Genomic DNA, 13,583 nt, shown 5'->3' on the forward strand with positions numbered 1-13,583 from the left:
CACACGCATGATCAAGACCGAACTCAATTACGGCGACGTATACCTGGTGCCGAAGAAAACCATGGTGGACAGCCGCAAGGACTGCAGCACCACGGTCAAATTCGGCCCGCGCGAGTTTGTGATGCCGGTGTATCCGTCGAATATGAAGTCCGTGGTTTCGGCCGAGACTTGCGAGTTCTTCGCCCGTCAGGGTTGGTTCTACACCATGCATCGCTTCAATGTCGATTCGGTGGCCTTCACCCGCGACATGCAAGCCAAGGGCCTGTTCGCCTCGATCAGTGTAGGCGTCAATGAAGACACCATCGAGCAACTGGAGGCGCTGAAGGCGGCCGGCCTGCAACCCGAATACATGACGCTGGACATCGCCAACGCCTGGTGCGTCAAGGCTGAGCGCATGATCAAGCACATCAAGCAGCATTTCCCCAATACCTTCCTGATCGGCGGCAACGTGGCCACTGCCGAAGCGGCGCGCGATCTGGAAAGCTGGGGTTGCGACGCGATCAAGGCCGGCATTGCCGGCGGCCGCGTCTGCATCACCAAGAACAAGACCGGTTTCCACCGTCCGATGGTGTCCACCGTGCGCGATTGCGTGTCCGCAGTGACGGTGCCGGTGATCGCCGACGGCGGCATCGTCGAGCATGGCGACATCGCCAAGGCGCTGGTGTGCGGAGCCACCATGATCATGGCCGGTTCGCTGTTCGCCGGTTACGACGAGTCCGCCGGCGACATCGTGGAAATCAACGGCAAGCACTACAAGGAATACTTCGGCAGCGCCTCACAGTTCAACAAGGGCGCCTACGTCAACGTGGAAGGCAAGAAGATTCTGGTCGAGTACAAGGGCAGCATGGGCAAGCTGCTGCGCGAGTTGCAGGAAGATCTGCAGTCGTCGGTCAGCTACGCCGGCGGCACCACGCTGTCCGCGTTGCGCGAAGTGGAGATGATCCAGGTTTATCGCTGAGCCGGAATCTGAGGCGATGAACGGCCGCGGGCTTGCGCTGCGCGGCCGTTTTCATGCCGGTTTTTACTTGGCGCCGGCTGACTCCGCCACGTTTTCTTTGACCTCGCTGCGGCATTGCAGCCAGATGGCGCACTCCAGCTGCATGGCGACGGCGTCGTCCTGATTGCGCGTGGTCCATTTGACCTTCACCACGCCGAAGCCGGGCTGGCTGCCGGAGCGCCGCTTGTCCAGCACCTCCACTTCCACTTGCAGCGTGTCGCCGGCGCGCGTCGGCTGCGGCCAGCGCATTTTGTCTATCTGCATGCCGATCAGGCCGTTGGCCGCTTTGCCCAATTCCGACTCCGCCACCAGTCGCATGGTTAGGCTGCTGGTATGCCAACCGCTGGCGGCCAGGCCGTTGAAGAAGGTCTGTTTCGCCGCCTCGGGGTCCGTATGGAAGGGCTGCGGGTCGAACTGGCGGGCGAAAGCGATGATTTCGTCCTCGCTCAGGGTATGGCTGGCACTGAAAAAGCGCTGACCGAGCTGCAGGTCTTCGAAGTAGAGCATGATTCAACTTACGTTAACGTAATATCGGCAGCCAGCATAGCGCGTGTCCGCGATCTGGTCAAAGATTGGATTGTCCTGATTCGAAAACATAAATCCTGTCCAAGGACGGCTCGCCGTGCAGCTCCGCCGTTTCCTCGCGCAGCAGCCGGAAGCCATTTTTGAGCAGCACGCGCTGTGACGCGGGATGGTGGCTGTCCACTGCGGCCAGCAGCGGGCCATGCGCCAGCCAAGGCCGCAAGGCCGGCGCCAGCCAGCCTAGCGCCTCGCTGGCCAGTCCCCGGCCCCAGTGAGCGGGCGCCAGCTTATAACCCAGCCACTGGCTGCCGTCGGCGAATCGGGTGGCCTGCAAGGTGCCGATGGCTTCGCCGCCGTCCTTGAGGAGCAGCGCCCAGTTCAGCCAGATTTCGCCGCTGTCGGCCGGCGCGCCGCCGGCGAACTCGCGGTATTCGGCGCGCATGGATGCCAATGAGGGATGCGGCCGTTCCGGGATGAAGCGATATAGCTCAACGGTTTGAAAGGCGTCGAACAGTTCGTCCGCGTGGGCCTCGCGCAGCGGCTCGATGCGCAGGCGAGCGGTTTCGCCAGCCAGGGTCTTCATGCGTTTGTCTCCAGCGCCGATGCGATGGCGGTGGCCAATCCGGCTGGATTATCCCAGGCCAGGGAATGGCCGGCGTTGGCGACGATGCGGGTGGCGATGCCATGACGCGGTAGCCACTCGGCGTCGGGGTCGGGCAACGAGTGTTCGCCGAAGATGATGCAGCGCGGCATGCTTAGCGCCAGCAATTGTTCGCGCCAGCTGACCGGGCTGCCTTGGATCAGCCCTTTCGCCGCGCGGTGCACCGCCAGCGGCGAGGCGACGGCCATGCTGCCGGCCCAGTTGGGGTTGTCCGCACCAAAGGTCTGAATGCTTTCCCTGTGGCCGCGTGCGGCGTAGTCGGCCTCGCTCCAGGCCGCTATCGCGCGGCTGTATGCGCCGCCGCCACTGTCCAGATTCGGTTCGGCCAATATCAGATGCCCGATGCGATCCGGCATCAGTGTCGCCAGTTCGATGGCGACGCTGCCGCCCATGCTGTGGGCGAACAGGTCAACGCCGCGCAAATCCAGATATTCTACCCATTGCGCCAGCGCTTGCGCCTGGGCGCGCGGCGTGTAGCTGAAATCTTGCGGCTTGTCGCTGAAACCGTGGCCCAATAGATCGACCAGCAGCGCGCGGCGGCCGGCCAGGCCAGGTTCGGCCAATAGGCGCGGATAGTCGAACGAAGAGGCGCAGCCCAGGCCGTGCAACATGATGAGCGGCGCGCCGTGGCCAGGAATGTCGTGATGGCGCAGGTAGGCGGCGGGTTCAGTGAGCGTGTGCGATTTCATGGTCGAACTTCAGAAGTTAGTTGGTCAGGGCGTATAGGGCGGTATCGCGCATGCTGCCGTCAGGGGCGATGCGCTCGTTGCGCAGTATGCCTTCCAGCTGGAAGCCGGCGCGCTCCGCCACGCGGCGGCTGTCCAGGTTCAGCGTGTCCGGCAGGCAGGTCAGGCGGCAAAATTGCAGCTGCGTCAGGGCAAAGTCGGCCACGGCTTTCACCGCTTCGCTGATCAGACCTTGGCCTTGCCATGCCAGATGGCACCAATAACCGATTTCAGCTTGTTTGTGCTTCCAGTGGATGCCGTGCAGGCCGGATGCGCCGATGAAGTGGCTGCCGTCTTTCAAAAACAGCAGCAAGGGCAGGTTCTTGCGGGCCAGGTAGTCCACTCGGCCCTGGCGGCAAAAGGTTTCCGAGGCTTCCACTGAGGGTTCTGCCTGCGCCCAGGGCATGGAGGCAGGCCAGGCGCGCAACTGTTCCAGCGTGGCCACGACGCCGGCGTGGACGGCGGGGCCATCGCCAGGCATCGGGCTGCGCAGGATCAGGCGGCGGCTTTCGATTTGATCGGGGATATCCAGCAGGATGGTGCTCACTTCATGCTCCTTGCATTGTGCAATGCAATGGTAACAAAGCGAACCGGATATTCAAATCAGATTGTTCAGATGCGAAGCGCTGCGATCAACTCCGCTTCCAGCGCGAGCGCGGTCTTGTCGTCCTTGAGTCCCGGACCGGAAATCAGGAAAGAGTCTTCGGCGCGGCTGCCCAGCGTCATGATCTTGGCCGACTGCACGTTGAGGCGATAATCGGCCAGCACCTTGGCGATGCGGGCCAGCAGGCCGGGGCGGTCGCCGGCCACGATGGACAGGATGAAGTAATTGTCCTTGTCGTCCGGGCGGATGGATACCTGCGGCGTGATCGGGAAATGCTTGAGGTGGCGGCTGATGCGGCCTTGCGGCGGCGGCTGCAGCGGCTTGTCCTGCGCCAGCGTGGCGGCCAGCTCGAACTCGATGAAGTTGATCATGTCCCGGTAGTCGCCATCATGATGTTCCGGCACGAAGACATGGAAGGTGTCCAGCGCGTAGCCGTGGCGCGTGGTGTAGACCTTGGCGTCGGCGATGCTGTAATTGGTGCGCCCGAAGAAGGCGCAGGCGCGGGCGAACAGTTCCGGCCGGTCCGGCGAGTAGACCAGCACCTGGATGCCGTCATGGTCGTCGGCCAGCCGCGCCTTGACCTGCGGCGCGTCGGGCGTGAGCTGGCGGTTCAAGACGCGGGCGTGCCAGGCGATTTCCTTGGCTTCGTGGCGCAGAAAGTAGACGGTGTCCAGCTGCGCCCACAGTCCGGCTTCCACGCCGTCCGGGATGGCGTGCAGCCGGAGCAGCGCCCGGGCCTGGTTCTTGCGGGCTTCGAGTTCCGAAGCGATGTCGGTTTCGCCGCCGCGCGACAGCACGCGCAGCGTGGCGTGGTACAGGTCTTCCAGCAGCTTGGCCTTCCAGGTGTTCCACACCTTGGGGCTGGTGCCGCGGATGTCGGCCACCGTCAGCAGGTACAGGGCGGCGAGGCGGCGCGGCGTCTGCACCAGTTCGGCGAAGCGGCCGACGGTTTCGGGGTCGTAGATGTCTTGCTTCTGCGCGATGCTGGACATGGTCAGGTGGTGTTGCACCAGCCAGACGATCAGCGCGCAATCTTCCTCCAGCAAGCCGTGGCTGCGGCAGAAGGCCTCGGCGTCGGCCATGCCCAGCTGCGAGTGGTCGCCGCCGCGGCCTTTGGCGATATCGTGGAACAGGCCGGCCAGGTACAAGGCTTCCGGGCGTTCGAAGTCGTTGATCAGCCGCGACAGAAACGGGTATTCGTGGTTGTAGGCGCTGATGGCGAAGCGGCGCAGATTGCGCACCACCATCAGGATGTGCTCGTCCACGGTGTAGACGTGGAACAAGTCGTGCTGCATCTGGCCGACGATCTGGCCGAAATTGGGCAGGTATTGGCCCAGAATCCCGTACAGGTTCATCCGCCGCAGGGTGCGGGTGAGGCCGGACGGTTCGCGGAAGATCTGCAGAAAGGTGGCGCGGTTGCGCGCGTCCTGGCGGAAGCGCTCGTTGATCTGGCTGCGGGCGTGCCACAGCGCGCGCAGCATGCGCGGGGCGAAGCCTGACAGCTCCGGGTGGCGCTGCAGCGTCAGAAACGCTTCCAGAATGGCGTGCGGATGCTTGTCGAAAACATTGACTTCGCGGATGCCCAGCATGCCGTTGACGGCGTGGAAGTGCTCGTTGATGTGCTGGGTGACGCGCGGCACCTGGCAGTAGATGCGGCCGCGCAGATTCGGCAGCAGGATGCCGTTGAGCTGGTTCACCGTCTTGGCGGCGCGGAAGTACAGCTGCATCAGCTGCTCGCTGGCGCGCTTGGCCGGGGTGTCGGCGAGATTCCAGGCCTGGGCCATCTGCTGCTGCAGATCGAAGATCAGCCTGTCCTCGCGGCGGCGGGCCAAGAGGTGCAGGTCTATGCGCAGCTTCTGCAGCTGTTCCTCGCTGTGCTTGATCAGCCGCGCTTCGGCCAGGGTCAGGATGCCGCGCCTCACCAGCGCGTCCCAGTTGTCGCCCAGGCCGGCAGCCTTGCTGATCCACAAGATGGTGTGCAGATCGCGCAGCCCGCCGGGACTTTCTTTCAGATTGGGCTCGAGATTGTTGCTGACGCCGAAGTGCCGGGTGTGGCGCTGCTGCTGCTCGCGCGTTTTGCCTTCGAAGAAAGCCAGCGGGTCGCGTTGGGCTTCCAGCTTCTGGATCAGCTGCAGCCAAGGCGTGACCGGTCCAGCCACCAGGCGGTTTTCCAGCAGATTGGTCTCGATGGTGATGTCCGACTGCGCTTCGCGCAGGCATTCCGCCTCCGTGCGCACGCTGTGGCCGATCTCCAGGCCGATGTCCCACATCAGGCCGATGAAGCGGGTGACTTTGTCGTTGATGTCGGCCGGCGTCGGGTCCGGCAGCAGGATCAGGATGTCGATGTCGGAGCCGGGAAACAACTGGCCGCGGCCGTAGCCGCCCACCGCCGCCAGGCTGGCCTCGCCGTCCAGGCCTTGCTCGCGCCACAAGGTTTGCAGCGCCTCATCCACCGCCAGGCAGTAGCGGCGCAGGTAGGTTTGGGCGTCGCGCGTTTCGCGGTAGCGCTCGGCCAGTTGTTGTCGCTTGTCGGCCAGCGTCTGCCGCCAGTGTTGCAGAGGAGTGGCCGCAAGCGTCATGTCAGCGCCTTTCCTGTTTCGTGATGATGGCAATGCCGCCCAGGAAGAAGATCAGCGTGGGCAGGGTGGCCGACAGGATGGCGTTCCAGTCGTACAGCAGGCCCAGGTGGCCGAACAGGCGGTTCACGAAGTGGAAGCTTACACCCAGGCAAATGCCGGCGAACAGCTTGATGCCGAGTTGCCCGTGGCGTCGCTGTTGCGGCGTGAAGGCCAGCGCCACCAGTGCCATCGAAATGCAGGCCAGCGGGTAGAACAGTTTGCTCCACAGCGCGATCTCATAGCGCTGGGTTTGCTGCTTGTTCTTCTTCAGATGCTCGATATAAGTCAGCAGGTTCAGCGCCGACATCTGTTCCGGCACCACCAGCAGCACCGACAGAATGGCCGGCTCGACAATCGACTTCCAGCGCAGCGTGGGATAGAAGGCGCTGGCGGTGTGGTCGCTGGCGAGCACGGTTTCCTTGACGTTTTCCAGTTGCCAGACGTGGTCCTGCTTGGAGAAGGTGCCGCGTTCGGCCAACTGGGTGCGCACCAGCTTGAAGTCCTGATCGTACGTATAGATGCGCACCCCTAGCAGGGTGTTGTCCGGCAGCATTTCGCGCACATTGATGAAGTTTTGATTGTCTTTCACCCAGGTGCCGGAGCGGAATTCGCGCGCGATGATGGAGTGGGTGGCGGTGAGTTTGCCGCGTTCGGCTTCCTGCATCGACCAAGGGGCGACGAATTCGCCCAGCACGATGGTCAGAACGGCGAAACCCAGGCCAAACTTCAGCAGCGTGGCGGCGATCTGTTTCAGCGTGACGCCGGAGGTGCGGATGACCGTGTATTCGCTGGAGCTGGCCAACTGGGTCATCGCCACCATGCCGCCTATCAAGACGGCCAGCGGCATCAGCTCATAGGCGTGGCCAGGGGCCAGCAGCGCCACATAGGTGGCCATCGCGCCGGCGTTGTAGTTGCCTGTGCCGAGCATCGGCACCTCGCCCAGCAGGTCGAAAAAGCCGTACAGGCCCAGCAGCGCCAGCAGGGTGAACAGCGTGGACTGGGTCAGCGTGCTGATGATGTAGCGGTGGATCAGTTTCATCGATGTGTACGTGTCAGTTTTTGCCGAACATCTGGGCCAGGGATTGGCCGAACGGAAGCTGGGGGCGGTTGCGGTGTCTGAGCAGCGCCAGCGCCAGCAACAGCAGCAGGGCATGGACCAGCGCGATGGACCAGACGCCGGTTTTGCCCTGCGCGATCCAGTTCCGGGCCACGGTGAGGCCGTTCTGGTAAACGAAGAATGTCAGCAAGGCAAACAGCAGATTGTAGGTGTGGCCGCTGCGCGGGTTGTAGTAGGACAGCGGCAGCGCCAGCAGCGCCAGCAGGATGCAGCTGATGGGCATGGAAAGCCGCCACGCCAGTTCCGCCTTGTATTCCGGATTGCTGCTGCCCAGCAGCTGCCGGGTGGGGATGGACTGGCGGTTGCCGGCCGGGCCGGTGGCCATCTGGCTTTCACCTATGCTGGCCGTATAACGCTTGAAGGTGCCGACCTGATAATCGGCCTTGCCCGGGTCGCCTACGTAGCGCGTGCCGTCTTCCAGCACCAGCACCCGTTCGCCGTCTTTTTTGGTGGTGATGTAGCCGTGCTTGGCGAAAACGGTGCTGACTTTGCCGTCGGTCATGTCCTGCATGAAAATATTCGAGGCCGCGCTATTCTGGCCAGTGTAATTTTCAATGAAGTAAACCTTGGTGGCGGAGGAGGATTCCTTGAAGACGCCCGGCGCGATGGCGGAGACTTCCTCGCGCCGTTTAATGATTTCCGCGTAGTCCTGGCTGCGCTGGTCGGCCCACGGTCCAACGAAGAGCGTGACGCCGGCGACCAGAATGGCCAGCGGCAAGGTAAAACGCATGATGGGCCAGATCCAGTCGCGCAGCGACAGGCCCGCGGACAGCCACACTACCATTTCATGGTCGCGCCAAGTGCGAGTGAGCACCACCAGAACACTGACGAAAACCGTCAAAATCATCAATACTGGAAAAAATCCCAGTGTCCAGAAACCGATCAGCGCCGTGATCGCCTCGTTGGCGATCTGGCCTTCGGCGGCGCGGCCCAGCATGTTGATGGCCTGGGTCGATACGATAATGGCCAACAACACGACGAAGACGCCCAGGGCGGTGAAAGTCAACTCGCGTGTCAGGCTTTTTTGAAAAACCATTTATTCAGTGCCTTTTTGACTTTTTATGAAAAGCATTGTGATAATTCAATGAGACAATCCTGAAGCGCCATTTCCGGCAAAATCGGACCAAACAACAATCCTGCGTTCATTGGCGGCCTAGCCGTCCGTCTTCCCCGAGCTTAGACGGCCGTCATGAGGTGGGCAACGACACTCGTTCTACAGCGGAGTACCTATGGAATTTAACATAAAAAGCGGCAGCCCGGAGAAGCAGCGCGTCGCCTGCGTGATCGTCGGCGTGTACGAATCCCGCAAACTGACTTTCGCCGCGGATTTGCTTGATCGCATCTCCAACGGCTTCATCAGCGACGTGCTTCGCCATGGCGATATGGAGGGCAAGCTGGGCAGCACGCTGGTGCTGCATTCGGTGCCGCATACCCTGTGCGACCGCGTGATGCTGGTCGGCCTGGGCAAGGAACGCGACTTCCGCGCCAAGGAATACCGCGAGGCCGTTCGCGCTTCGATCAAGGCGCTGACGCAGACCGCCGCCGGCGAGGCGGTGAGCTATCTGTCCGAACTGACAGTCAAGAAACATGACGTTGAGTGGATGATCGAACAGGCCGCCGTGGTGACGCTGGACGCGCTGTACCGCTTCGACCGCTTCAAGAGCAAGCAGGATGAGTCCGTGCGCGAGCCGCGCAAGCTGACGCTGGCCGTGCCCCGCCGCAGCGATCTGGCCGACGGCGAGAAGGGCCTGCAACGCGGCCTGGCCATCGGCAACGGCATGAAGCTGGCCAAAGACCTGGGCAATCTGCCCGGCAATGTCTGCACCCCGAACTATCTGGCCGAAGAGGCGCGCAAAGTCGCCGAAACTTTCGGCGCGGCCGCGGAAATCCTCGGCCCCAGCGAGATCGCCGAACTCGGCATGCATTCCTTCCTGTCCGTGGCCAAGGGCAGCGTGGAAGAGGCCCGCCTGATCGTGCTCAAGCACAACGGCGCCAAGGACAAGAACGACAAGCCCATCGTGCTGGTGGGCAAGGGCATCACCTTCGACTCCGGCGGCATCTCGCTGAAGCCGGGCGAGGGCATGGACGAGATGAAGTACGACATGTGCGGCGCGGCCACCGTGCTGGGCGCCTTCCGCGCCGCGGTGGAAATGAATCTGCCGCTGAACGTCATCGCCATCGTCCCGGCCTGCGAAAACATGCCCGACGGCAACGCCAACAAGCCGGGCGACATCGTCACCTCCATGTCCGGCCAGACCATTGAAATCCTGAACACCGATGCCGAAGGCCGCCTGATCCTGTGCGACGCGCTGACCTATGCCGAGCGCTTCAACCCGGCCACGGTCATCGATGTGGCCACGCTGACCGGCGCCTGCGTCATCGCGCTGGGCCACATCGCCACCGGCCTGTACAGCAACCAGGACAGCCTGGCGCGCGAACTGCTGGCCGCGGGCGAGGAAGTGGCGGACCGCGCCTGGCATATGCCGCTGTGGGACGAATATCAGGAACTGCTGAAGAGCCCGTTCGCCGACATGGCCAATATCGGCGGCCGTCCGGGCGGCAGCATCACCGCGGCCTGCTTCCTGTCGCGCTATGCCAAGGCTTACGACTGGGCGCACCTGGACATCGCCGGCACCGCCTGGAAGGGCGGCAAGGACAAGGGCGCCACCGCGCGTCCGGTGCCGCTCCTGGTGCAATTCCTGCAGGATCGCGCCGACATCGCGCTGGGCAACGTAGTGCGCCGTGGTCGACCGCGCCGTGAGGCGCCCGAAGTGGCGGAAGATGAGCAAGATTGATTTTTACACCAATGTCGCCGACCCGCAGGAGTTTGCCTGCCGGTTGGCGGACACGGTGCAGCGCAAGAAAGAACGGTTGCTGATCTGGCTGGACAGCGAGCGCAGCCTCGATGTGTTCAGCAACCGGTTATGGAGTTTTGGCGATACCCGCTTCGTGCCGCATTGCAGGCTTGAGGCGGCGGAAGCGGCCGAGACGCCGGTGTGGCTGGCCGCGACGCTGCCGGACGATCTGGCGCATCCGGTTTTGTTGAATCTGGGACCGAATCTGCCCTATGCATTCGAGCGGTTTACGCGCATTCTTGAAATCGTGGGGCGCGACCCGGCCTCGCTGGCAACTGCCCGCGAGCGTTTCCGCGCCTACCGAGAGCGAGGCTGCGGAATCGAACATCACGACATGAGTCAAACGCAGACATGACTGAGTCGCCGAAAGCCAATGAACCCGACTGGTCCGGCTTGAATCTGCCGGTACTGACCGAGGTGGTGGACGAGCAGGCCGTGCCGACGCTGGCCGAAGAGGCTGGCATCGACGTGCCCGAGTTCGATTTTTCCTCTGAGCTGGACCTGCTGGAACATGAGCTGACGGAGGAACCGCCGGGGGAGGACGGCGTGGCGCTGGAAATTCCCGAGCTGACGCTGGAGGATCTGCTGGCCGGTGAAGAGCTGGCGGCGGAGCCGGCCTCTCCGATGTTGGACTTCAGCTCCTTGCCCTCGTTGGAGCTGACCGACGCATCCGCCTCGCTCGATGAACACACCGCGCTCGACTTTGTGCTGGAGCCGCGTGAGCCGGCAGCGCCCACGCCAGGGCCGGAGGCTTTTGTCGAGGGGGCTGATCTGCAGCCGGAGTCTTTGCCGGACTTGCCTCCCGTTGCGCAAGACGACGTCGCGCTGCCAGAGGTTGCGCCCGCCGATCAAAGCCCTGCTGGCGAGGATTTGAGCTGGAGCGACGTGGTCGCCGCCGCTGAGCAATTGCCTGTGGATGAATCCGCCGTGCCGGAGCTTCCAGATGCGCTTCCTGCCGAACCCGTTCCGGAGCGGCAGGCCGAGGCGGAGCCGGCTTCGCTGGCAAGCTCGGCGGAGCAGGACGCGCCGCAGGAGGCTGCGGCCCAGCCTTTTGTTTCGATCTCCTTGGACAGCTTGCCCAGCGGCGTGCTGGGCGGCGGCATCGGCCGCGAGCCGGCGCCGGAAACCGGGCTGGAATGGCTGAATGATTTGCCCAAGCCGGAAAGCCAAGCCGCAAGCGAGACGCCTCCTGAAGCGCCATCGCTGCAGGATGTGTTGCAGGAGGCGGAGCGAGTCTTGGCGGAAGAGCGGGCGCAACTGGCTGCGCAGGCGGACTTGCCGGCCGACGAAAACGCGGGATCGTCTGTCTCCGAAGACCTCCCCGCCATTCCGGACTCGCTGGAAGCGGCAGAAGCCGAGACTGCGTTGGCGAACGAGCGGGATGCCCTCGAAGCAGTGGGCGAGGATATCGAGCCGGCGCAGGCCATTCCGTCCGAGGGGCCGGAGATGGACGCTTCCGTAGCCGAGGCCTTGCCAGAGCTTGAAGAGTCCCTGATTGAGGCGCCCATTCCCGAGTTGTTGGAAATTTCCGACGCCGTATCCGAGGCGAACCTGTCGGATCAGGATGGCGAGTCCGCTCTGGGTGAGCGGCTTGACGAAGCCATGGCGCTGCCGGACTTGCCGAGCGCGGTAGAAGCGTCTACGGACGCCCAGGCCGCCGAGGCCGAGCCGCCCATGGCAGCTGGCGAAGCCGCGTCTGAAGCGCTGGCTTACGATGCCGTCGCCTTGCCCGAACTGCCGGTTGTGACCGAAGTTGCGCAGGACCAGGCCGACTTGCCTGCGGCCCCCGTGGCTATTGTCGAGGAGGCTCCGGCCGACGAGGCGGCCGCGTTGCCGGGGACGCCCGTGAGTGCGCAGCCGGCTACGGAAGAATTGCCAGTTGATGCTATGGAGGGCTTGGGCGAGGAGGACGCGGAGCTTGCCGAAGAGGCCGCGGCAGCCGCTTTGCTTGCGCCATTGCCAGAGCTTGCGAGTGAGGCGCCAGCGGCAATCGAGCCGGAGAGCGCAGCGCTGAGCGATGTCGCTTTTGTCGAGAAGGAGGCGCTGCCGGAGCTGGCCATAGACCAAGCGGTTTTAGAGTCTGAGCCGGTGATCGATTTGGCGCAGGAGGATGTCGCGTCCACAGCAGCGATTCAGACTTTGTATGAGCCTGTGCCGGAGCTGGCGCCGGCTGATGCGATGGATGGCGAGTTTCCAGCGCCTGAAACGCGGATTGAGGACATCGATGCTCATGCAACCGGCGCCATGCCGGAGCCGGCTTTGACCGAATCCATGGCCAGCGAGCTGGCTGCATTTGCCGAGCCGCAACTGGAAACCGAAGTCGCCCGGGATTTGGATGCTGCCGCAGTCAGCATGCTGTATGAGGGCGTGCCGCAGCCTGCGCCGCTGGAAGATGAAGACATGCCGGCCTTGTCCGGTTTGCTGGAGCGTGGACAAGAGCACGCGGCGGCCAGTGCCGAGGCATCGATGGCCGAGGCCGCCGCGTTGCCCGTGTCTGTGGTCAGCGTCGCCGCCATGGCCTCAGCGGTGGCTGCTGGTCGGCCGCTGCCGCCGCCCTTGGACGAACAAGCCTTGTTCGAGTCGCTATACGAGCAGATGCTGCCGAGGATGAAGGTGGAGCTGTCGCTGTGGCTGCAGGACGCCATCGAGGTGCAGGCCAAGCAGATGCTGTCCGGCATGATGCATCAACTGAAAGAGGATTACGAAATGCTATTCAGCGACGCGCTGAAAGAAAGCCTGCGCGAGGCGCTGCACCATGCCGGCAGCGCAGGTAAGGATGAGGAGCAGCCATGAGCGACCGATTGTCGGATATCGTCACCCGCACCGGCGACGATGGCTCCACCGGACTCGGCGATGGCAGCCGCGTGGCCAAGGACAGCCCTCGGATTCAGGCATTGGGCGACGTGGACGAGCTGAACTCGGTGATTGGCGTGTTGCTGGCCGATCAGCCGCCGCAGCCGATGGCGCAATGGCTGGCTGAAATCCAGCACGATCTGTTCGATCTGGGATCCGAGCTGGCCGTGCCGGGCTATAGCGCGCTTACCGACAGCCATGTGCAGGCCCTGGAAGGCTTGGTGGCTTTCATGAACGAAGAGTTGGGTCCGCTCAAGGAGTTCATCCTGCCCGGCGGCTTGCGCACGGCGGCGCTGGCCCACCAGGCGCGCGCCATCTGCCGCCGCGCAGAGCGCAGCATCGTCGCGTTGGCGCGGGAAGAAACCTTGTCGCAGCCCCTGCGGCGCTACCTGAACCGCCTGTCGGATTTCCTGTTCGTGCTGGCCCGCTATCTGAATCGAGAAGGCGGGGTGCCGGATGTGTTGTGGAAGCCGGGGCGGGAGCGCTGAGCCTCGGCTCAGATACTCTGCGCGGTTTTGTTAGCAGCGCAAAGTCAAAACAGGCTGGTTGTCCAATGGGCGGCCAGCCTGTTTGGCTTATAGGCCCTTGCCCATGATCGCAAGATCATGCCATACGAGGCCGCCATCGGTGT

Annotated in this window: 12 protein-coding genes; 5 read left to right on the forward strand and 7 right to left on the reverse strand. The window is 63.4% G+C overall.

The features are described from left to right. Nucleotides 1–7: 7 nt before the first annotated feature. Entirely contained in the window at nt 8–958 is a 951-nt protein-coding gene (locus QUG01_RS15920) for a GMP reductase (protein ID WP_500830947.1), read from the forward strand. A 63-nt stretch (nt 959–1,021) separates the two neighbouring features. Here QUG01_RS15920 and QUG01_RS15925 read toward each other — a convergent pair whose 3' ends face one another. The 7 genes from QUG01_RS15925 to lptF all read right to left on the reverse strand — a co-directional run bounded on the left by QUG01_RS15925 (nt 1,022) and on the right by lptF (nt 8,280). Then, the gene (locus tag QUG01_RS15925; RefSeq protein ID WP_500830948.1) at nt 1,022–1,504 is read right to left on the reverse strand and encodes a MaoC family dehydratase; all 483 of its coding nucleotides are present in this window, start codon (nt 1,502–1,504) and stop codon (nt 1,022–1,024) included. Nucleotides 1,505–1,562: 58 nt separating this feature from the next. Then, complete coding sequence (locus tag QUG01_RS15930) at nt 1,563–2,102, reverse strand: GNAT family N-acetyltransferase (RefSeq protein ID WP_500830949.1); 540 nt, start codon at nt 2,100–2,102, stop codon at nt 1,563–1,565. Continuing rightward, nucleotides 2,099–2,869 (reverse strand): alpha/beta fold hydrolase, encoded by a 771-nt coding sequence (locus QUG01_RS15935; RefSeq protein WP_500830950.1) that lies wholly within the window; start codon nt 2,867–2,869, stop codon nt 2,099–2,101. The genes QUG01_RS15930 and QUG01_RS15935 overlap by 4 nt, the downstream gene beginning before the upstream one ends. 16 nt (nt 2,870–2,885) lie before the next feature. Then, entirely contained in the window at nt 2,886–3,452 is a 567-nt protein-coding gene (locus QUG01_RS15940; protein WP_500830951.1) for a GNAT family N-acetyltransferase, read from the reverse strand. Nucleotides 3,453–3,517: 65 nt separating this feature from the next. After that, a complete protein-coding gene (locus tag QUG01_RS15945) occupies nt 3,518–6,088 on the reverse strand; it encodes a [protein-PII] uridylyltransferase (protein WP_500830952.1) in 2,571 nt (856 codons plus the stop codon). Nucleotide 6,089: 1 nt separating this feature from the next. Continuing rightward, entirely contained in the window at nt 6,090–7,166 is a 1,077-nt protein-coding gene (lptG, locus tag QUG01_RS15950) for an LPS export ABC transporter permease LptG (protein WP_500830953.1), read from the reverse strand. Nucleotides 7,167–7,179: 13 nt separating this feature from the next. Next, complete coding sequence (lptF, locus tag QUG01_RS15955; protein WP_500830954.1) at nt 7,180–8,280, reverse strand: LPS export ABC transporter permease LptF; 1,101 nt, start codon at nt 8,278–8,280, stop codon at nt 7,180–7,182. 193 nt (nt 8,281–8,473) lie between these two features. Between lptF and QUG01_RS15960 the strand changes: the two genes are divergently transcribed. Genes QUG01_RS15960 through QUG01_RS15975 form a run of 4 tightly spaced genes read left to right on the forward strand, consistent with a single transcriptional unit; the run spans nt 8,474 to nt 13,440 of the window. Further along, nucleotides 8,474–10,039 carry a leucyl aminopeptidase gene (locus QUG01_RS15960; protein ID WP_500830955.1) on the forward strand — a complete coding sequence of 522 codons (1,566 nt, stop codon included), beginning with the start codon at nt 8,474–8,476 and terminating at the stop codon, nt 10,037–10,039. Next, a complete protein-coding gene (locus tag QUG01_RS15965) occupies nt 10,026–10,454 on the forward strand; it encodes a DNA polymerase III subunit chi (protein WP_500830956.1) in 429 nt (142 codons plus the stop codon). The genes QUG01_RS15960 and QUG01_RS15965 overlap by 14 nt, the downstream gene beginning before the upstream one ends. Beyond that, a complete protein-coding gene (locus tag QUG01_RS15970) occupies nt 10,451–12,892 on the forward strand; it encodes a hypothetical protein (RefSeq protein WP_500830957.1) in 2,442 nt (813 codons plus the stop codon). The genes QUG01_RS15965 and QUG01_RS15970 overlap by 4 nt, the downstream gene beginning before the upstream one ends. Further along, on the forward strand, nt 12,889–13,440 hold the full coding sequence (locus QUG01_RS15975) for a cob(I)yrinic acid a,c-diamide adenosyltransferase (protein ID WP_500830958.1): 552 nt from the start codon (nt 12,889–12,891) through the stop codon (nt 13,438–13,440). Before QUG01_RS15970 ends, QUG01_RS15975 begins: the two co-directional genes overlap by 4 nt. Nucleotides 13,441–13,583: the final 143 nt, after the last annotated feature.

The organism is Chromobacterium sp. CCUG 76385 (assembly GCF_059916625.1).